This window comes from Streptomyces sp. NC-S4 (genome assembly GCF_054353315.1).
Genome location: NZ_CM135937.1, coordinates 3,338,958 through 3,357,985 on the forward strand (window position 1 = coordinate 3,338,958; position 19,028 = coordinate 3,357,985).

The following is a 19,028-nucleotide window of genomic DNA, read 5'->3' on the forward strand; positions in this document are numbered from 1 at the left end:
AAGAACTCGAACCGTGGGCGGCCGCCGGGCATTCCCGGAAGAGGCGGAATGATGGTCATGCCGGTGGCATATGCCAATGGAGTAGGTCCAGGCAGACAGACATAATTTGAGCCAGCAATCTCCCCAACGGGCGCTCCACATGGGCCCCTTGGTGGCTATCGTGGTAGGGCAAGCGGTAACAACCTGCTAGGGGGAAACCGTGGCGCTGAAGCCCGAGCCGACCGCGCCGTTCCACTCGGTGCAGTACGCACTGCGCGTACTCGAAACGATCGCACGTCACACCGGCGGTGTGACCGACGTGCAGATCGCGCGTGAGACCGGCCTGCCCGCAGCCCATCTCTCTCCGATGCTGCTCATGCTGCGCCGGGAGGGATACGTCCTGCAGGTGTCCGACGGCGCTTACGCCATAGGGGATTCCCTCGTCCTGCTCGGCTCCGGCATCGACCGGCAGCAGGCACTCACCGACAAGCTCCAGGAGACCCTGGACCGGCTGCGCGACTCGGTCGGCGCGGCCGTCTACATCAGCCGGTACGTGGACGGCGAGGTCAGGATCACGCAGTTCGCGGACAGTCCCCGCACCCCGAAGGTGCACGAGTGGGTCGACTTCCGCTCCGCCGCGCACGCCAGCGCGGTCGGCAAGTGCCTGCTGACGCAGCTCGACCTGAACGGCCGGCGCGACCACCTGTCCCGCCACAAGATCGCCCGGCTCACGTCGAAGACGATCGTGAACGAGCGGATCCTGTTCTCCAAGCTGGACGCCCAGCCCGCCACCGTACCCATGCTGGACCTACAGGAATACGCCGTGGGCACGGTCTGCGCGGCGGTCCCGATCACGGCCGGGGCCTCGGTGGGCTGCCTGGCCCTGTCGATGCCGGTCGAGCACGCGCACCGGCTGCGGGCCGCGGCGGACACCCTGAACCGCAAGGCCGCACCACTGCTGCTGTCGCTCACGCTCTAGCGGGGGCGCGGCAGGGCCTGGAAGCCCAGTCCTGAAGCCCGGTCCACAGGCCCGGAAAACACTTCGGGCGGTTCCCGGTGAACCGGAAACCGCCCGAAGGACAGGTGCGCCGCCAGGGACTCGAACCCCGGACCCGCTGATTAAGAGTCAGCTGCTCTAACCAACTGAGCTAGCGGCGCCTGCTGACAGAGAAAATACTACCCGGTCCTCAGGGGTGCTCCAAACCATTAGCCGCGGAGGTACGCGAGGACCGCCAGGACCCGGCGGTGGGTGTCCTCGGCGGGTGGCAGGTCGAGCTTTCCCAGGATGTTCCCGATGTGCTTGCCGACGGCCGCCTCGGACACCACCAGCTCCCGGGCCACGGCCCCGTTCGACTTCCCCTCCGCCACCAGGCCCAGTACCTCCCGCTCCCGCGGGGTGAGCGCGGCCAGCGGGTCGCGGCGGCGGCGCAGGAGCTGGCGCACGACCTCCGGGTCCACCACGGTGCCGCCGCCGGCCACCGTGACCACCGCGTCGAGGAACTGCTCCACCTGCCCGACCCGGTCCTTCAGCAGGTAGCCGACGCCGCCGCCGTCCCCGGAGTCCAGCAGGTCGGCGGCGTACGAGCGCTGCACGTACTGGCTGAGCACCAGCACCGGCAGGTCCGGGCGCGCGGCCCGGAGCTCCACGGCGGCCCGCAGTCCGTCGTCGCCGTGGCCCGGGGGCATCCGTACGTCGGTCACGACGATGTCCGGGGCGTGGACGGCCACGGCACGGCGGAGCTCGTCCGCGTCCCCGACGGCGGCCGCCACCCGGTGGCCGAAACGCGTCAGCAGGCCGACGAGCCCTTCGCGCAGCAGGACCCCGTCCTCGGCGAGGACGATCTTCAAGGGCTCACCGGACAAGGGATCTCCAGGCTCAGGACGGTCGGGCCGCCGGGCGGGCTGGTGATCGTCAGTGTGCCATCGAGGACCGCGATCCGGTCGGCCAGTCCGGTCAGCCCGGACCCGGCGGCCGGGTCCGCGCCGCCGCGGCCGTCGTCGGTGACGGCTATGAGCAGCGCGGCGCCGGTGTGCCGGGCGGTGAGGGCGGCCCGGGCCGCACCGCTGTGCTTGCCGATGTTGGCGAGGGCCTCGCAGACCCCGAAGTAGGCGGCGGCCTCGACGGACTCCGGGAGGCGCGGCAGGGCGGTGCCCAGATCGGCGTCCACGGGGACGGCGGAGCGCTCGGCGACGTCGGCGAGGGCACCGGTGAGGCCGTAGTCGGTGAGCACCTGCGGGTGGATGCCGTGGATCAGCTCGCGCAGTTCCGCGAGGACCTTGCCGGCCTCGTCGTGGGCGGCCCGGAGCCGGTCGGCGAGCGGGCCCGGGGGTGCGTCGAGGCGGGCGAGGCCGAGGGTCACGGTGAGGGCGACGAGCCGCTGCTGGGCGCCGTCGTGGAGGTCGCGCTCGATCCGGCGGCGCTCGGCCTCGAAGGCGTCGACGAGCCGGGCCCGGGAGCGGGTGACCTCGGCGAGCAGCCCCTGGAGCTCGCGCTCGCGGGGAGCGAGCAGGGCGCGGGTGAGGGCGGCGCGGGCCCCGGCGAGGGCGCCGAGCGGATGGAGGAGGGCGGGGAGCAGCACGGCCCCGGCGGCGGCGATGGCGAAGGCGGTCGGGTAGGAGGTGACCAGCCAGAGCTTGACCACCTTGACCTCCCCGTCGGCGGCGAGGGCGAGCTGGAGCGGGGTGGTGAGCAGGAGCAGCGGCAGGCCGAGCAGGGTCGCGACGGCGGCGAGGTCGACCCACCACAGCAGGAGGCCGTGCAGGACGGCGTAGGCGAGCTCGCGCCAGGTGGCCTGCTCGCGGTAGCGCAGCCGGGCCCAGGCGAGGAGGCCGGGTTCGGCGGGGGTGCGGTGGGGGGTGCCGGTGGGGGCGCGGTCGACGAGGCGCAGGCGGCGGCGCTCGACGGCGGCGACCGGTACGCCGACCAGGCCGAGGAGCGCCAACAGGGGGAGGCCGACGAGGACGAGGCTGAGCGTGGCGCCGGCCGCGGCGAGGAGGACGAGGGCGAGGAGGACGGGGATCCCGGTGAGGGCGCTCCCGGCGAGATAGCCGGCGGTGCGCCAGGGCCAGGCGGAACGCAGGTACCGGCCGTGGGCCAGGGCGTGCCAGGGGGTGCGGGGGCGATCGTCCATGCGGGCACGCTAGCCGCGGGCCGCCGGCCCGGACCATGGCCCCAGCGGGCCTCCCCGGGGTATGCCCAGCCCCACCTCCTGAGCCCCTCACGAGTTCCCTGTCACCTGCCCGGGGAAAGGACGGCTTGCAGCGTCTGGGGTATCGGGTAGGCGCGCTCCGTGGGAAAGAGCCGTTGTGCTTTGGCGGTGTGGCCGGTCTGCATCAGTGCCGAGGCCTTGCGGACCTGGGGGGTGAGGTCGGTGAGACCGACGATCCAGTCGTCGGTGAACGTGCGGATCAAGTGACGGCCGATGCCGACCTGGATGCTGTAGTGGTTCAGTGCCGCTCCGCGCGGCGAGCGCTCCGGGTCCCACTGGACGTGTACGGCTGCCCGGGCGACGGCCGCCGGGTCGGCGGTCGTCAGCACCGACCGGGACAGGGCCTCCTCCCAGCCCTCCCGGGTGATCCGCACGGCTAGCACACGTTCCTGACCCGGTTTGCGGGCCCAGTTGCTGCGGTGCATCAGCCACATGAACGACGGCTTGATCCACGTCATCCGGTGGAAGGAGAACGGCGCGACGAAGCGGCCCGCCCGCAGTGCCGCGTCGGCGATGGCAGGCGAGTACGCCTGGTAGACCACGATCGTGTGGGCGTCGTAGTCGGCACGGATCTGGTGCTGGGGCGTCATGCGCCGCACCCTGCCACCTGGTCCGCCGGCGCGGCGAGCCGTTTTCTCCTCCCCCTGGAGGAGGCTCCTGTGGGCGGTTCCTGCGGGCGGTTCCTGCGGGTTGATCAGCCGTCCGTGGGCGCCAGGAGGTCGGACCGGCCCTGGGACTCGTACGCCGCCAGGAGGGTGGTCAGGGCCGGGGCGTCCAGGCGGTGGTAGGCGCCCGCCGGGGACCGGTGCCAGACGGGGTCCTCGCAGCGGAAGCCCTCGCGGCGGAGGGATACGCGGTGGATCTTGTTCGTCGCCGTGGTCGGCATGGTCTCGACGACGCGGACGTAGCGCGGGGCCATCTTCGTGCCCAGGTCGGGCTGGCCGGAGAGGAAGGCCTCGAAGGCGGACGGGTCGAAGGCCGCGCCCTCCCGGAGGGCGAGGGCCGCCATGACCTGGTCCCCCGCCACCTCGTCCGGGACGGCGTAGACGGCGACCGCCGCCGCGTCCGGCCAGCGGGCCAGGATGTTCTCGATCATCGCCGCGGCGAGGTTCTCGCTGTCGACGCGGAGCCGGTCGTCGGTGCGGCCCGCGAAGTAGAGGAAACCCGCCGCGTCGCGGAAGAAGAGGTCGCCCGTCCAGTACCAGCCGTCGCGGGTGCGGTCGGCCTCCGCGTCCGGGTTGCGCCAGTAGCCCTCGAACAGGCTGCGGCCGCGGTTGACCAGTTCGCCGATCGCCGCCGAGCCGTTGAGGAGGCGGCCGTCCGGGGAGAGGACCGCGGGCGGGCATTCGGTGCCGCCGACCGGGTCGATGACCGCCAGGTCGTCGCCCGCGCCCGCCCGGCCCAGGGCTCCCGGCGGGGTGTTCGGGGTGCGCTGGACGGACGCGCCGCCCTCGGTGGCTCCGTAGCCCTCCACCAGCCGGACCCCGAACCGCTCGGCGAAGCGGGCCGCGTCCACCGCCCCGGCCTCGGTGCCGAAGCCGAGGCGCAGGGTGTGGGTGCGGTCGTCGGGGCGCGGTTCGGTGGCCAGGAGGTACTGGATCGCCCGGCCGACGTAGGTGAAGTACGTGGCCCCGTGGGCCCGTACGTCGTCCAGGAACGCGGAGGCCGAGAAGCGGCGGCGGAGCGCCACCGGGGCTCCGCCGACGAGGGCCGGCAGCCAGTCGGCGATGACGGCGTTGCCGTGGAAGAGCGGCATGCAGATGTAGTGGACGTCGTCCGGGGTGACGGAGAACTGGCGGGCCAGGGCCGCTCCGGCGGCCGCGAGCCGGCCCTGGCTGCAGATGGCGGCCTTGGGGGCGCCGGTGGAGCCGGAGGTGAAGTAGAGGAGCAGGCGGGAGTCGGGGCCGGGGGCGCGCAGGGTCGCTTCGCCTGGCTCGGCGGCGGCATAGGGCGCGAGGAGGGCCTCGTACTCCTCGGTGCCGGTGACCAGGACGCGTACGCCGGGCAGGTCGAGGCCGCGCAGCAGCGGCAGGTGGGCGCGCTCGGTGATCAGGATCCGGCAGTCGGTGTGCAGGATGTCGCGGGCCAGCTCGGGGCCGCGCCGGGTGGGGTTGATCCCGGCGACGGCGGCCCCGGCGAGGGCCGCCGCGCCGAGCCAGAACGGGAACTCGGGGGTGTTGTCGAGCAGGACCCCGAGGTGCGGCTCGGCCCCCGCAGGCATGAGGTCGACGAGGAGCGCGGCGCGCGCGGCGGCCTCCTGGGCGGTCCGGTGGTGGGTGAGGACACCGTTCTCGTGTTTCAGCCCGGGCCGGTGGTCGCCCCATTGGCGCGCTATGAGCTCCGCGACGGTTTCGGGTGCAGTCGTCGTCCGCATGCCGCCGGAGGGTAGCTGACGTGACGTCAGAATTGAACGTCGGAGCAGGCGTAGAAGGCCATCGGGGTGTCGTTGACGGTCCAGACGGCCAGGATCAGGTGCCGGCCCGTCTTGCCGCTCGGCATGGCGCCCTGGTGGACGGTGGTCATGGCGGGGCGGGCGCCGTTGTAGGCGACCGTGAGGAAGGGCTGGGGTTCGAGATCGGCACGGGTGAGGGCCTTGGTGCCGGTCCAGCCGTTCTTGGTGACGTAGTACTTGAAGTCGGTGGTGGAGTGGTTGGCGGTGAACTGCCACCGGAAGGCGTAGCTCTGCCCGCTGGTCACCTTGGTGGTGGGCCAGGCGCCGCCGCGCGGGTTGTCGAGCTCGGAGAACTGGGAGAGTCCGCCGGAACATATCTTGCCGTCGGCGGGGCCGGCGGCCGGGAAGCCCTTGAAGCCCTCGACGCTCTGCGGCTCCCACTGGATCGCACCGCAGTCGGAGACGGTGCGGTTGGCGCAGAGCTTCTGGCGGCTGATCGGGGTGTCGGTGTAGCCGTGACTGCTGGCGGCGGGGGCGCTGACGAGGGTGATGCCGGCGACGAGGCCGAGGCCGAGCGCGGCGACGCCGGCCCGCCTGGGCATTCTGGGCATGCGGATGGGACGCATGATGCTCCTTGAACGTGGGGGGAGTTCTGTGAGAGCGCGCGCGTGTGGGGATTAGGTCTAGACCAAGTCCCAGATTATTGACGAGAGTTGGCCATGTCCAGACCAATGGGAAAACGGGTGGTCCGGTCACTTCCGGCCACCCGTTCCCGTACCGCCGTACGCCCGCCCCCTACTCGGAGCGGCCCGTGTAGAAGGCGACCGTGAGGTCCTTCACCAGCGCCTTGCGCTCGTAGTCGTCGAGCTCGACCAGCCCGCGCGAGGTCAGCCGGTGGACGGTGTCGTCGACGGCGTCCACGACCGAGGTCAGCACCGTGTCCCGGTGCTTGGCGTCGATCGCCGCGACCCGGCGGCGGCGCATGGCCTCGGCCACCTCGGCCGCGTACTCGATCCGGGTCGGCTGGGCCGAGAACACCTCGATCCCGACCGCCTCGGTCTCGGCCGCCAGCATCCGGGTCAGCGCGTCACCGACGGCCTCGGCGTCGCGCAGGGTCGGGGCGTCCTCGTGAAAGGCGTCGGCGGGCAGCTGCGACAGGACCCGGGCCATCGCCGATTCGACCTGCTCGGCCAGGTACTCCGTGTGGTCCTCGACGGCGAGCGTGGCGCGCGCGGTGTCCTTGACCTGCCACACGACCTGGACGACGACCTGAAGGGCGAGGCCGCCCGCGTCCACGGCGGGCATCGGGTCGCTGCGCCAGTGGCGAAGCCGTACGTCGACCCGGCGGCGCAGGAGCAGGGGGCTCACCCAGGTCAGGCCGGTACGCCGGACCGTGCCGCGGTAGCGGCCGAAGAGGGTGAGCACCCAGGCGTGGCCGGCGCGGGCCCGGCCGAGTCCGCCGAGCGACACGAGGGCGACGATCCCGAGGAAGGCGAGCGGCGGCCAGTGGGTGGCCCGCAGACCGTGGTAGGCGCGGGGAGTCGCGCCGAAGGCGGCCACGAAGGCGGCGGGGACGACCCCGGCCCGCCAGAGCACGGCCGCGCACCCGGCCAGGGCGAGCCCGCCGACGCCCACGCCGACCCAGCCGGGCAGCACCGGGCCGCGGTGCTCCCGGAGCCGGTCGTCGCCGCGGGGGACCCTGCGGCCGGGGGCGGGGCGCGGGGCGCGGGCAACGGGTGCGGTGGCCTGCGGCGCGGGTACGTGTACTGCGGGCAGCTGCTGCGTGCTCTGGAACGGGAGGTGCACCGGAACCTCGGTGACCGAGGTACCCCGGTGGGATCCGGAGCGCGGGAGCTCCGGGGCCGCCCCGGCCTCGTCCAGGCCGCGGGCCACCGCCTGGGCGACGATCTCGACCGGTCCGGGCCCGGGGATACCGGAGTGCGGCGGCGCCGCGTCCCCGGATTCGGGCTCGAAGCCGAACTCCGGCCCGGCCTTCGGCCCGGGCTCCGGCACGAACGCGAACTCCGGCCCGGCTTCCGGACCGATCTCCGGCTCCGGCTCCGGCTCGAACTCGGCCACTGGCTCGGGCGCGGCTCCGGGCACGGCTTCGGCTCCGGGCACGGCCAGGGACCCGGGGCCGGATACCCACTCGGCTACCGCTTCGAGCTCGGTCCCCGGCACGGGCAGAGGCGCGGCTACCGGTTCGGGCGCGGCCTCGGCCGTGGGCCCGGCCTCAGGCACGGGCGCGGGCAGGGGCCCGGGTACCCACTCGGCTACCGCTTCGAGCTCGGCCCCGGGCACGGGCAGAGGCGCGGGCACGGGCGCGGCCTCGGCCGTGGGCTCGGCCCCGGGCCCGGGCAGAGGCACGGGCGCGGGTGCCCACTCGGCTACCGCTTCGGGCTCGGTCCCCGGCACAGGCAGAGGCACGGGCGCGGCCCCGGCTTCCGGCTCGGCCGGCCGCAGGCTCAGGGTGGCCGGCCCGGCGGGGGCCTCCGCGTCCTGCGGGTGCGGGATGTCCAGGGCCAAGGCGCCCCGGTCCCCCTCGTCGTACGGGTGGGACCGGGCCGCCGGCACCTCCCACCCGTGCACCGGCTCGGGCGCCGGGCGGGAGGCCCGCGCCGCGGCCCAGCCGAAGGAGGTCTCGGCGGCGACGTCGTGCTCCGGCCCGGTGGCCTCGCGCGGCGCCGCGACGGCGACGGCCGCGTGCACCGGCTCCGGCACGGGCGTCGGCTCCGCCGCCCACTGCGGGTGGGCCGCCGCCAGGACTGCGGGCGCGGGGGCAGGGGCGGGTGCGGGAACCGGATCCGCGGCCCGGACCGTCACCGGGGTGGCCGGCGGCACGCGGAGGGTGCCCGTCGTCGAGGTGGTGCGCGTGGGGAACATCGTTACCTCCGTCATGCGAACAGCCGGCGCCAGGTTTCCGGGCCCGGGTAGCCGTCGGCCGAGGCACCGGTCCAGCCCTGCGCACGCTGGAAGGCCTCGACGTTGCGGCGGTCGGCCTCGCTCCAGCGCATGTCCGGAGCGGATGTGTAGTACTTGCCGAAGCCCTTCTTCACCAGCTGACGGCCGAGGGCCCTGATGGCCTCGTTCGACTGGCCCGGGCGGAAGACCAGGGCGCCCGGGTATGCCCGTACGCCGCCCGGTCCCGGCGCGGCCCCCACGATCGGCGGGATGTTCTTGCCCTGCTTCTCGACCAGCAGCTTCCAGGTGTGCGTGCCCGGAATGCCGTCGGCGTCCGCGCCCGTCCAGCCCTGCGCGCGCTGGAAGGCGGCGGTGGCGAGCTTGTCGTGGTCGCTCCACGTCCGGTCGGCCACCCCCTTGGGGTAGAACCGGTACGCGCCGCGCTCGATCAGCATCCGGCCGAGCTGGGCCACGTAGTCGTTCGTGGTGCCGGGGCCGAACTTGTCCGCGCCCGGGAAGACCGTCGCGTCCCCCGGCTTGGAGCCCGCCGGCGGCGGCTGGGCGCCCGGGGCCGCCGGGGCCTCCGGAACCGCCGGGACCTCCGGCAGGATGCCGGCGGGCACCCCGTTGAAGCGGTACGGGACGTACTTCGTCGGGTTGCTCCAGTACCCGTAGGGCGTGGCCAGCTTCCGCGTGTTGGGGCGCGTCTGCTCGTAGGCGACGTAGTGCGTGCGCGTCGAGTCGACCCAGCCGCCGAAGATGACCACGTGCGAGCCGTTGTTGGGGTCCGCCGGGTTGTGGAAGAGGAGCATGTCCCCCGGCAGCAGCTCATCCTTGGTGATCTTGGTGGCGAATTTGTCGAGGCTGCCGGTCCATTCGTTCGACCCGAGGTTCCAGACCATGGAGACGTAGCCCGAGCAGTCCTGCCGGTACCCGTCCGTCCAGTACTCGGACATGCTGTACGGGACCTCCGCGTCCAGCCACAGCTTCGCCCGGTTGATGATCGTCGCCCGGTCGATCCGCCGGACCGCGCCGGGCCTGGCCGGGGCGCCGGGCTTGCCCACCGGCCCGCCCTTGGGGCCGTGCAGCGGGGTCCGGGCGCCCTGCGGGGAGCTCGGGTCGTCCAGGGGGGCCGCCACGGCCTCCGGGTCCGGGGTGGCCACGGCCACGGCGGCCGTACCGCCGCCGCCCAGGACCACTCCCGCGGCGGTGGCCAGCACCAGCGCCCGGCGGGCGCCGCGTGCGGCCGGGTGCCCCCCGTCCCGGAGCGGTATGGCCCGCGCGCGGGCGAGGGCGCGGCGGCGCTGGGCGCAGCCCCGGCACGCACAGTCGCCCGCGGGCTCGTACTCCTCGAAACCGGGCATCGGCATCTGCACATGCGTCGGAGGCTGCATCGTCATGCGGATCCGTCCACTCCCCTGCTCATCCACTCGCCCACTCGTCCACTCGTCCACCGGTCGGCCGGAGCCACACCTGATGAAGCATCAGGTGTGGCACGCGCAGACATATGGTGCACGATAAACCCCTCAAACATGGGTTAATCGGACAAGGCGGGCGTGGCTGGTCACGGGCACCCCTGGAGGTGGGGTAGAGTTTTCCCTGTCAGCAAGCGCCGCTAGCTCAGTTGGTTAGAGCAGCTGACTCTTAATCAGCGGGTCCGGGGTTCGAGTCCCTGGCGGCGCACAGACGGGAGAAACCCCCGCAGCGAAAGCTGCGGGGGTTTCTTCGTTTCCCGGTTCCCCGGCGGAAGCACCGGCGGAAGCACGGCCGCTAGGCCGCGGTTCCCGGTGCGCCCGGTCGGGCTCCCACGCCCGTCAGATAGGCGGAGACCACCACGTTCGCCGTGTACTCCTTGGCCACCTTGTCGTACGAGCCCCCGCAGGTCACCAGCCTCAGCTCGGCACGGCCCCGGACCCGCGGGCCGTAGGCCTTGTGCGCGTCGAAGGCCGAGCGCTCGTAGACCCGTACGTCCTCGATGGTGAACTCGGCGACCGAACCGTCCGTCCGCACCACCCGCACCTTGTCGCCCGGCTGCGCGGAGCTCAGCCCGTAGAACACCGCAGGCTTGGACCGGGTATCCACGTGCCCCACCATCAGCGCCGTCCCCGCCGTGCCCGGCTGGGTGCCCCGGCCCCACCAGCCCACCGTGCCCGGCTGGTCGTACGGGGGCGGCTCGATCGCCCCGTCCTTGTCCAGGTCCCGGGGGATCACCGGGGCCTGGATGCCTATGGAGGGCACGTCGACGCGCTGGGGCGGGGCCGCGGCGAGCGGGGCGTGCGCGGCCGGCAGCCCCGGACCGACCGTCCCGCCGGCCTGGCCGACGGGCGGGGCCGGAGCCACGGTGAGCTGGCGTCCCCACAGCCACAGGCCGAGCACCAGTACCGCCCAGGCGGCGAAGGTCAGCAGCCGGCCGCCGGCGGAAGCCCTGTCCTCGTTCACGGGCGCTCACCGGCGCCCGCCGGCACCCACCTCCACCGGCACCCACCGGTGCCGGCGTTCACCGACACCGGCCTCACTCGCCGCTGCGGCGGCGGCGCAGGGCCAGCGCCCGGCCCGCGACGGCCAGGGTGGCGACCGCGGCGAGGACCGCGCCGATCACCGTGTGCGGGAGCCCCGGTCCGTCGGCGCCGTGGGCCTTCTTGGCCGACTCCGCCGCCGCGAGCTCGGCGGACATGCCGCCACCGCCCGCGTGCACCGGCCAGACGGGGCTGGCGTGGTGGGACGGGCGGTACTCGGAGACCTGGACGGAGCCGCTGAACTTCTCGTGGCCGTCGCACATCACCCGGACGGAGTGCCAGCCGGGCGAGATGTGCGAGCGGATCATCGCGTCGCCGTACAGCGGGCTGCGGCCGCCGTCCCGGCCGTAGAGGTCGACGTCCGACACGAAGGCGGCGGACTTGGCCGCTCCCCGAGTGCCGTCACACCCGTGGACGCGCAGCTTGACCTGCGCTCCGGGGTGAGCCGGATTCGGGTCGACCGTGACGCTGCCGCGGTCACCGCGGTCACCGCGGTCCTCCTCGCCCGCGAGGGCGACCGGCGCGGTCACCACCGAGAACGCCGCCAGGACGACGGCCATCGCGGTGGCGCGGACAGCGATCGGAACACTGCGCATGGTGAACCTCCTCGACAAGGAGATTCACGCGCGGCGCGCCGCCGCGCATCCGGAGCGGCGCCGTACGTGTCGGCCGCACGCCCCAAACGCGGTACGCCCGTTCGGCCGTACGCCGTAGGCGGGTACCGCGGTGCGCGGGTGCCCGCGACGCGGGCACCCGGTACGCGTCAGACCAGGTCGACGAGGTCCGCGATCGAGGCGACCGTCTTGGTCGGCCGGAACGGGAACTTCTCGGTGTCCTGCTCCGTGGTCAGACCGGTGAGGACGAGGAAGGTCTGCATGCCCGCCTCCAGACCGGCCAGCACGTCGGTGTCCATCCGGTCGCCGATCATGGCGCTGGTCTCCGAGTGGGCGCCGATGGCGTTCAGGCCGGTGCGCATCATCAGCGGGTTCGGCTTGCCGGCGAAGTACGGCTTCTTGCCGGTCGCCTTGGTGATCAGCGCGGCGACGGCACCGGTGGCCGGGAGCGGGCCCTCGGTGGAGGGGCCGGTCTCGTCGGGGTTGGTGCAGATGAAGCGCGCGCCCGCGTTGATCAGGCGGACCGCCTTGGTCATCGCCTCGAAGCTGTACGTCCGGGTCTCGCCCAGGACCACGTAGTCGGGCTCGTGGTCGGTCAGGATGTAGCCGATGTCGTGGAGGGCCGTGGTCAGTCCGGCTTCGCCGATGACGTACGCCGTGCCGCCCGGACGCTGGTCGTCGAGGAACTTCGCCGTGGCCAGCGCCGAGGTCCAGATGTTCTCGACGGGGACCTGCAGCCCCATGCGGCTCAGTCGGGCCTGGAGGTCGCGGGGGGTGTAGATCGAATTGTTGGTCAGTACCAGGAAGGGCTTGCCGGACTCGCGCAGCCGCTTGATGAAGGCATCGGCGCCGGGGATCGGGGTGCCCTCGTGGATGAGGACCCCGTCCATGTCGGTGAGCCAGGATTCGATCGGCTTGCGCTCTGCCACTGGACTGTTCTCCGCTCTCGGTGACCTGCGACCTCTGGTCTCTACCACCCTATCCGGGCCGGGCCGTGGACGTCCCTGCCGTCCACAGCCCGGACCGGGGGGCCCGGGACCGGGTCCGGACCGGGCCCGGGGAGCGGTCAGCCCAGGCGGACGTTGTCGACGGTCCAGAACCAGTTGTTGTTGCCGCTGTAGCGGAAGCGGACCTGCACGTCGGTGGCGCCGGCCGGGACCTGGAGGGCGAGGGACTCGGACCGGGCGACGGCGTCGGCGGTATAGGTCTTCACCACGGTCGGGGCCGCGCCGTCGTAGGAGACCAGGACCTGGGCGGTCTGGCCGGCCTCGTGGCGGTAGTGCGTCTGGAAGGTCAGATTCCGCGTGCTGCCGCCGCTGACCGCCCACTTGGGGGTGACGAGGGTGGAGTCGAAGGTGCCGGTGTGGCTCTTGTCGTCCCACTCGTCGGAGTCGGCGACGGCGAAGACGTCGCGGGAGCGGACGTTCAGCTCTCGCCACTGGTCGCGCTGCGACTGGCTCCAGAACTCGTCGGTCGCGAAGGCCCAGCCGGCCCACTCGGTGACACCGCCCGTACCCATCTTCGAGTTGTCGACGGACCAGCCGGCGGGCGGGGTGTGCGTGAAGCCCTTCACCCCGGCCGGGATGCCCGTCTCGTCCGCCCGGGCCTGGAGGTTCGGGCGCAGGGTGTCGAAGGGGTCGTCGTCCGGGGCGTTCAGCGGGACGCCGTCGAGGCCGGTACCGCTGACGCCGACCTGGGCGAGCGCGGTGGCGGCCACGTCGGCCAGGCGCACGTCGGAGCGGACGGAGCCGGCCGGGATGCCCGCGCCCTTGGCGATGACGAAGGTGCCGCGCTCCTGGATGGTCGAGCCGCCGTGGCCGCCGGAGTCGGTGTGGCCGTGGTCGGTGGTGACCAGGATCTTCCAGTTCTCCTGGGCGTACGTCGGACGGTTCTTGACGGCGGTGAGGAGCTGGCCGACCAGGGTGTCGACGCGGGCGATGGTGTCGAGGTACTGCTGGCTGGCCGCGCCGTAGGAGTGGCCGGCCGCGTCGATCTCGCCGAGGTAGACGAAGGCGGCGTCCGGGTTCTGGCCCTGCAGTTCGGCGGCGGCGGCCGCGGCGACCTTCGGGTCCTCGCTGCGGTAGCCGTCGCGGTCGCCCTTGAGGGAGAGGCGCTTGTCGACCTTCGCGGAGAAGATCGGTCCGTTCTGGTCGGTGGAGGTGATGGGCTCCCAGTCGGCGGCCGCGTAGGTGTTGAGCGCCGGCCTGGCGTTCTCGATGCGGGTCAGGAAGTCCGGGTGGGCGGCGTAGTTCTTGCCGGTGAAGGAGTTGTCCTTCACGCCGTGCTTGTCGGGCCAGACGCCGGTGGCGATGGTGGACCAGCCCGGGCCCGAGGAGGTCGCGGCCATCGGGCTCGCGTAGAGGGTGCTGCGGGCGGTCAGGCCCTGGGCCATCAGGCCGTTCAGGTGGGGTGCGTTGGCGGCCTTGACGCGGTCCAGGACCGCGCCGTCGATGCCGATGACGAGGACCTTGTCGGTGTTGGCCGCCGCCGCGGCGGGGGTGACCGCGACGGTGACGGCGATCAGGGCGGAGGTGACGGCGATCGCGGCGGTCGCGGCGAATGCGCGACGTCCGGGCAGGACAGGGGACACGTACTCCTCCTGGGAGCAAGTGAGAGCGGCGAAAGGAGCGGGGGAGTTTCGACGTACCGGTGGGCCGGTGGGCCGGTGGGCCGGTGTGCGCGGGTCCGGACCGAAGGTGCGGTCTCCGGTCCAGACCCGTTATGCGACGGTTGCGATGGTCACTCTGCCGGTCGCGGGTGGCCGGGAAGCAACCGGTCAGCTTCCGGTTGCCGACTTCCACGCGTCGACGTAGCCGGTGAGGTTCTTGTCGATGTCGGCCCAGTTCGGCTCGAAGATCTCCACGCCCGTCATGAGCTTGGTGAGCTCGACGGCGTTGGCGTCGGTCGGCTTGACGTCGGTGCGCGCCGGGAAGCCGCCGCCGACCCCGCTGACCAGCTGCTGGGCTTCCTCGCTGAGCAGGAAGTCGAGGAGCTTCCTGCCGTTCTCCGTGTGCGGGGCCCCCTCGACGAGGCCGGCCGCGTACGGCAGGGCGAAGCTGGTGGGCTTGCCACCCTCCTTCGCCGGGAACCAGATGCCCAGGTTCGGCATGGACTTGGACTGCGCGAAGTTCATCTGGACGTCGCCGTTGGCCACGAGCAGCTCGCCCTTGTCGGTCTTGGGCGCCAGCTTGCTGGTGGAGGAGGACGGGCCGACGTTGTTGGCCTGGAGCTTCTTCAGGTACTCCATCGCCGGCTCCTTGCCGCCGAAGTCGTGCATCGACTTGATGAGCACGGCGGTGCCGTCGCCCGCGACACCCGGGGTGGAGTACTGCAGCTTGCCCTTGTACTTGGCGTCCAGCAGCTCCTCCCAGGTCCTGGGGGCCTCGGCGAGCTCCTTCTTGTTGTAGACGAAGCCGAAGTAGTTGTTGACGACCGAGGTCCACTTGCCGTCGGCGGCCTTGTCCGCGCCGTTGACCTTTTCCGAGCCCTGCGGCTTGTAGGGCTGGAGCAGGCCCTTGCCGTCCGCCTGCTGGATGAACGGCGGCAGGGTGATCAGTACGTCGGCCTGGGTGTTGGTCTTCTCGCGGACGGCGCGCTGCACCATCTCGCCGGAGCCGCCCTCGACGTACTTCACCTCGATGCCGGTCTTCTTGGTGAAGTCGGCGAAGACCTTGTCGTACCAGCCGTCGCCCTTCTCGCTCTTGAGGCCGTCGGCGCTGTAGACGGTGACGACCTTCTCGCCGCCCGCGCCGTCCGCGGCCGGGGAGCCGCCGCCGCAGGCGGTGAGGGAGGAGGCGAGGGCGAGGCTGCCGGTGACGACGGTGACGGTGCGGAGGAGTCTCTTGCCGGTCATGGAACTTCCTTACGGGGAGCGGGAGTCGGCGGGGTCGGCGGTACGGGGTTCAGCGGTACGGGGTTCAGCGGTAGGAGGCCCTGGTGCGGACGCGGGAGACGGCCAGGAGGACCAGCAGGGTGGTGGCCATCAGGACCACGGCGACGGCGGAGCCGCTGAAGAGCGAACCGCGGTCGGTGGCGGTGAAGATGCGGACCGGGAGGGGCATCCAGTCCGGCGGGTAGAGCATCATCGTGGCGCTCAGCTCGCCCATGGACAGGGCAAAGCAGAGACCGGCCGCGGCCGTGAGGGACGGCAGCAGGAGGGGGAGTTTGACCCGCCACAGGACGTAGGCGGGACGGGCGCCCAGGGAGGCGGCCGCCTGCTCGTACGCGGGGTCGAGCCGTACGATCGCCGCCGAGACCGACTGGTGGGCGAACGCCGTGACGAGGATCGTGTGCGCCAGGACGACGATCGAGCTGGTGCCGTTGAGCAGGAGCGGGGGCCGGCTGAAGGCGACGAGCACGGCGAGGCCGACGACCACGGACGGCACGGCGACGGGCAGCATGAACAGCGCGTCCAGGAGCCGCTTTCCGCGCTTCTTCAGCGTGGCCGCGGCCAGCGCCGCCCAGGTGCCGACGGCGAGCGCGAGGAGGCTGGCGGCGAGGGCGGTGACCAGGCTGGTGGTCAGGGCCTGGAGGGATTCGCCGCGCACGGCGGCAGCGTAGTTCCCGGTGGTCGGACCGGAGGGGAAGGCCCCGGACCAGTGGGTGGCGAAGGAGGCCGCGACCACGACGAGCAGGGGCAGGGCGAACAGCGGCAGGAAGAGGAGGCCGAAGAGGCCCCAGGCGGCCCAGCGGCCGCTCTTGCTATGCACCAGCACGCTTGCCCACCACCCGGTAGAGGCCGAACAGGCCGACGGATATCGCGATGTTGACGACGGCGACCACGCAGGCGGCCGCGTAGTCGGATTCGAGGATGGCCTTGCCGTAGATGAGCATCGGGAGGGTCGTGACGTCCTTGGCGCCGGTGAACAGGACGATCCCGAACTCGTTCAGGCACATGACCAGGACGAGACTGCCGCCCGCGGCGAGTGCCGGGAGGGCCTCGGGCAGGATCACCTGCCGGACGATCCGGGCGGGCCGGGCGCCGAGGCCGGCGGCGACCTCGAGCTGGGCGGTGTCCAGCTGGGAGAAGGCGGCGAGCAGCGGGCGCATCACGAAGGGCGTGAAGTACGTGATTTCCGCGAGCAGGACGCCCCAGGGGGTGGTGAGGAAGTGGAAGGGCCCCTCGGCGGCGCCGGTGAGGTCGGTGACGAGGCCGTTGGCCATGCCGACCGTGCCGTAGACGAAGAGGAGGGCGAGGGTGATGAGGAAGGAGGGGAAGGAGAGGAAGACGTCGATGAACTTGGCGACGGCGCGGGCCCCGGGGAAGGGCACGAAGGCGATGATCAGCGCGAGCACGAAGCCGAGTACGAGGCAGCCGGCGGTCGCCCCGACGGCCAGCCAGACGGTGGTCCCGAGGGCCTCGCGGAAGCTCTGCGAGGCGAAGACGGAGGCGTACGCGTCGAAGGCGCCGCCACCGTTCTCCGGGCTGAGCGACTGCTGGACGACCAGCGCGAGCGGGTACAGGAACACGAGCGCGAGCACGACCACGGGCGGCACGGCCCACACGCCGCGCGGCACCCCGGCACCCCCCTGCCGCGCCGGCGTTCGGGGCGCGGGGCCGGGGGCGGAGCCCCGCGGGGGTTCGGCCGGGACAGGAGCCGCGCGCCGCGTGGCCTCAGCCATCCGACACCCCCGCCCCCAACAGCACCGCGTCCCGCGGCTCGAAGTACAGCGTGACCCGGTCCCCCAGCGCAGGCGTCTCCCGCAGCTCGGGAAGGTCCGCCTTCACGCGGTGGCCGCCGACGTCCACGTACAGCCGGTGCGTCGAGCCGCGCCACTGCACCTCGGCGACGGTGCCGCTCAGCGCGTTGGTGCCGGTGCCGCGGTCGCGGTCGCGGCCGAGGCCGAGCAGGTGCGGCCGTACGCACAGGGTGGCCGTCGAGCCCGGCGCCGCGCGCCCCCGGTCCAGGGCCAGGGGCTGCCCGGCGAACAGCACGCCACCCTCGGCCACCGTCACCGGCAGCAGGTTCGCGTTGCCGACGAACGAGGCGGTGAACTCGGTGCGCGGGGCGCGGTACAGCTCCTGCGGGGTCCCGCAGTCCTGCAGCCGGGCCCGGTCCATGACGGCGATCCGGTCGGCCAGGGTGAGCGCCTCCACCTGGTCGTGGGTGACGTACAGAATCGATACGTCGGGCAGTTCGCGGTGCAGGCGGGCCAGCTCGGTGAGCATCCCGGAGCGCAGCTGCGCGTCGAGGGCGGACAGCGGCTCGTCGAGCAGGAGCACCCCGGGGCGGATGGCGAGGGCGCGGGCGATGGCCACGCGCTGCTGCTGGCCGCCGGAGAGCTCGCGGGGGTGGCGCCGCGCGTAGGCGGCCATGCCGGTGAGTTCGAGGGCGTCGGCGACCCGGCCGGGGATCTCGGCCCGGGGGGCCTTCTGGGCCTTGAGTCCGAAGGCGACGTTGTCCTCGACGCGCATGTGCGGGAAGAGCGCGTACTGCTGGACGACCATGCCGATGCCGCGCTTGTGCGGCGGGAGCGCGGTGACGTCCCGGCCGCCGATCAGCACCCGCCCCGCCGCGGGTCGTACGAAACCGGCGACGGCGCGCAGGGCCGTGGTCTTGCCGGAACCGGAGGGGCCGAGCAGGGCCATCACCTCGCCCGGTTCGACGGTCAGGTCGAGCGAGTCCAGGACGGTGTTGCCGCCGTAGGCGACGCTGACCCCGTCGAAGCGGATGCCGCTCACGGCGACTCCAGGAGCAGCGGGGGGAGTTCGGCGACGGAGGCCAGGACGTGGGTCGCGCCGTGTTCCGTCAGCGCCGCGCGGTCGTGGGCGCCGGTGAGGACGCCCGCCACGGTTCCGGCTCCGGCGCGGCGGCCGCTGAGCATGTCGTACGCGGTGTCCCCCACGACCACGGCGTCGCGTACGTCGGCCACGGCGCCGGTGCGCAGGAACGCGGTCAGCACCATGTCCGGGTACGGGCGGCCCCGGCCGCCCGCGTCGGCGGGGCAGAGGGTGAGGTCGGCGAGGTCCTGCCAACCGAGGGCGTCGAGGATGGCGTCCTGGGTGACGCGGGCGAAGCCGGTGGTCAGGACGACGGTGCGGCCTTCGCCGCGGAGCTGTTCGATCGCGGCGCGGGCGCCGGGGAGCGGGGTGACGAGACCGCCGTCGACGAGGGCGCCGTAGGCCTCCTCGAAGGCGGAGTTGGCGCGGTGGGCGAGCTCCTCGGTACCGAAGAGGTGGCGGAAGACCGAGATCTTGGACTCGCCCATGGTGTCGAGGACGTACCGGAGCTTCTCGGCGTGGTCGGGGGTGCCCGGCTCGACGCCGAGACGCTCGGCGGCCTGCGCGAAGGCGCGCTCGACGAGGCCGCCGTCGGCGACGGTGGTACCGGCCATGTCGAGGACGACCAGCTTGCGCCGGGTGGCGTCGGTTGCGTTCGTGGTGGCGTGGGTGATGCGGGTGTCGTTGTCGCTCATC

Annotated in this window: 17 protein-coding genes and 2 tRNA genes; 2 read left to right on the forward strand and 17 right to left on the reverse strand. The window is 72.9% G+C overall.

Annotated features, from left to right (window positions below; translation table 11 throughout):
* The first annotated feature begins 199 nt into the window (after positions 1-199).
* Positions 200-958 carry an IclR family transcriptional regulator gene (locus ACXNSR_RS14610; protein WP_458642467.1) on the forward strand — a complete coding sequence of 253 codons (759 nt, stop codon included), beginning with the start codon at positions 200-202 and terminating at the stop codon, positions 956-958.
* A gap of 105 nt (positions 959-1,063) precedes the next feature.
* Here ACXNSR_RS14610 and ACXNSR_RS14615 read toward each other — a convergent pair.
* From ACXNSR_RS14615 to ACXNSR_RS14650, 8 genes are all read right to left on the reverse strand, one after another.
* Positions 1,064-1,137 (reverse strand) — tRNA-Lys (locus ACXNSR_RS14615).
* A 48-nt stretch (positions 1,138-1,185) separates the two neighbouring features.
* Positions 1,186-1,842: a response regulator gene (locus tag ACXNSR_RS14620; protein ID WP_458642468.1), complete on the reverse strand. Its 657-nt coding sequence runs from the start codon at positions 1,840-1,842 to the stop codon at positions 1,186-1,188.
* Positions 1,824-3,110, reverse strand: coding sequence for a sensor histidine kinase (locus tag ACXNSR_RS14625; protein ID WP_458642469.1), 1,287 nt, complete (start codon positions 3,108-3,110; stop codon positions 1,824-1,826). The genes ACXNSR_RS14620 and ACXNSR_RS14625 overlap by 19 nt, the downstream gene beginning before the upstream one ends.
* A 101-nt stretch (positions 3,111-3,211) precedes the next feature.
* Positions 3,212-3,778 (reverse strand): DUF4291 domain-containing protein, encoded by a 567-nt coding sequence (locus ACXNSR_RS14630; RefSeq protein ID WP_458642470.1) that lies wholly within the window; start codon positions 3,776-3,778, stop codon positions 3,212-3,214.
* A 104-nt stretch (positions 3,779-3,882) separates the two neighbouring features.
* Complete coding sequence (locus ACXNSR_RS14635) at positions 3,883-5,562, reverse strand: AMP-binding protein (protein WP_458642471.1); 1,680 nt, start codon at positions 5,560-5,562, stop codon at positions 3,883-3,885.
* Positions 5,563-5,588: 26 nt separating this feature from the next.
* Positions 5,589-6,182, reverse strand: a complete 594-nt coding sequence (locus ACXNSR_RS14640) for a lytic polysaccharide monooxygenase auxiliary activity family 9 protein (RefSeq protein WP_458643305.1) — start codon at positions 6,180-6,182, stop codon at positions 5,589-5,591.
* Between the two features lie 193 nt (positions 6,183-6,375).
* A complete protein-coding gene (locus ACXNSR_RS14645; RefSeq protein WP_458642472.1) occupies positions 6,376-8,463 on the reverse strand; it encodes an SPFH domain-containing protein in 2,088 nt (695 codons plus the stop codon).
* Between the two features lie 11 nt (positions 8,464-8,474).
* Positions 8,475-9,851 carry a peptidoglycan-binding protein gene (locus tag ACXNSR_RS14650; RefSeq protein WP_458643306.1) on the reverse strand — a complete coding sequence of 459 codons (1,377 nt, stop codon included), beginning with the start codon at positions 9,849-9,851 and terminating at the stop codon, positions 8,475-8,477.
* 239 nt (positions 9,852-10,090) lie between these two features.
* Here ACXNSR_RS14650 and ACXNSR_RS14655 point away from each other — a divergent pair.
* A tRNA-Lys gene (locus ACXNSR_RS14655) sits at positions 10,091-10,164 on the forward strand.
* Positions 10,165-10,251: 87 nt separating this feature from the next.
* Here ACXNSR_RS14655 and ACXNSR_RS14660 read toward each other — a convergent pair.
* The 9 genes from ACXNSR_RS14660 to ACXNSR_RS14700 all read right to left on the reverse strand — a co-directional run bounded on the left by ACXNSR_RS14660 (position 10,252) and on the right by ACXNSR_RS14700 (position 19,027).
* Positions 10,252-10,920 carry a class F sortase gene (locus ACXNSR_RS14660; protein WP_458642473.1) on the reverse strand — a complete coding sequence of 223 codons (669 nt, stop codon included), beginning with the start codon at positions 10,918-10,920 and terminating at the stop codon, positions 10,252-10,254.
* Positions 10,921-10,993: 73 nt separating this feature from the next.
* Positions 10,994-11,593, reverse strand: coding sequence for a hypothetical protein (locus tag ACXNSR_RS14665; protein ID WP_458642474.1), 600 nt, complete (start codon positions 11,591-11,593; stop codon positions 10,994-10,996).
* A 167-nt stretch (positions 11,594-11,760) separates the two neighbouring features.
* Entirely contained in the window at positions 11,761-12,540 is a 780-nt protein-coding gene (locus ACXNSR_RS14670) for an HAD-IIA family hydrolase (RefSeq protein WP_030016791.1), read from the reverse strand.
* A 137-nt stretch (positions 12,541-12,677) separates the two neighbouring features.
* Positions 12,678-14,201 carry an alkaline phosphatase family protein gene (locus ACXNSR_RS14675; RefSeq protein WP_458642475.1) on the reverse strand — a complete coding sequence of 508 codons (1,524 nt, stop codon included), beginning with the start codon at positions 14,199-14,201 and terminating at the stop codon, positions 12,678-12,680.
* A gap of 186 nt (positions 14,202-14,387) precedes the next feature.
* Entirely contained in the window at positions 14,388-15,464 is a 1,077-nt protein-coding gene (locus ACXNSR_RS14680; protein ID WP_458642476.1) for a 2-aminoethylphosphonate ABC transporter substrate-binding protein, read from the reverse strand.
* A 64-nt stretch (positions 15,465-15,528) separates the two neighbouring features.
* The gene (locus ACXNSR_RS14685; protein WP_458642477.1) at positions 15,529-16,326 is read right to left on the reverse strand and encodes an ABC transporter permease; all 798 of its coding nucleotides are present in this window, start codon (positions 16,324-16,326) and stop codon (positions 15,529-15,531) included.
* Entirely contained in the window at positions 16,313-17,233 is a 921-nt protein-coding gene (locus ACXNSR_RS14690; RefSeq protein WP_458642478.1) for a 2-aminoethylphosphonate ABC transporter permease subunit, read from the reverse strand. The genes ACXNSR_RS14685 and ACXNSR_RS14690 overlap by 14 nt, the downstream gene beginning before the upstream one ends.
* Positions 17,226-18,293 carry an ABC transporter ATP-binding protein gene (locus tag ACXNSR_RS14695; protein WP_458642479.1) on the reverse strand — a complete coding sequence of 356 codons (1,068 nt, stop codon included), beginning with the start codon at positions 18,291-18,293 and terminating at the stop codon, positions 17,226-17,228. The genes ACXNSR_RS14690 and ACXNSR_RS14695 overlap by 8 nt, the downstream gene beginning before the upstream one ends.
* Positions 18,290-19,027, reverse strand: a complete 738-nt coding sequence (locus ACXNSR_RS14700; RefSeq protein WP_458642480.1) for a phosphonatase-like hydrolase — start codon at positions 19,025-19,027, stop codon at positions 18,290-18,292. The genes ACXNSR_RS14695 and ACXNSR_RS14700 overlap by 4 nt, the downstream gene beginning before the upstream one ends.
* Position 19,028 lies beyond the last annotated feature (1 nt).

Excerpts from the sequence above, each read along its gene's own strand:
- ACXNSR_RS14645 (WP_458642472.1), bottom strand. The coding sequence starts at position 8,463 with ATGTTCCCCACGCGCACCACCTCGACGACGGGCACCCTCCGCGTGCCG.
- ACXNSR_RS14640 (WP_458643305.1), bottom strand. The coding sequence starts at position 6,182 with ATGCCCAGGCGGGCCGGCGTCGCCGCGCTCGGCCTCGGCCTCGTCGCC.
- ACXNSR_RS14650 (WP_458643306.1), bottom strand. The coding sequence starts at position 9,851 with ATGCCGATGCCCGGTTTCGAGGAGTACGAGCCCGCGGGCGACTGTGCG.
- ACXNSR_RS14630 (WP_458642470.1), bottom strand. The coding sequence starts at position 3,778 with ATGACGCCCCAGCACCAGATCCGTGCCGACTACGACGCCCACACGATC.
- ACXNSR_RS14680 (WP_458642476.1), bottom strand. The coding sequence starts at position 15,464 with ATGACCGGCAAGAGACTCCTCCGCACCGTCACCGTCGTCACCGGCAGC.
- ACXNSR_RS14625 (WP_458642469.1), bottom strand. The coding sequence starts at position 3,110 with ATGGACGATCGCCCCCGCACCCCCTGGCACGCCCTGGCCCACGGCCGG.
- ACXNSR_RS14635 (WP_458642471.1), bottom strand. The coding sequence starts at position 5,562 with ATGCGGACGACGACTGCACCCGAAACCGTCGCGGAGCTCATAGCGCGC.
- ACXNSR_RS14700 (WP_458642480.1), bottom strand. The coding sequence starts at position 19,027 with ATGAGCGACAACGACACCCGCATCACCCACGCCACCACGAACGCAACC.
- ACXNSR_RS14690 (WP_458642478.1), bottom strand. The coding sequence starts at position 17,233 with ATGGCTGAGGCCACGCGGCGCGCGGCTCCTGTCCCGGCCGAACCCCCG.
- ACXNSR_RS14665 (WP_458642474.1), bottom strand. The coding sequence starts at position 11,593 with ATGCGCAGTGTTCCGATCGCTGTCCGCGCCACCGCGATGGCCGTCGTC.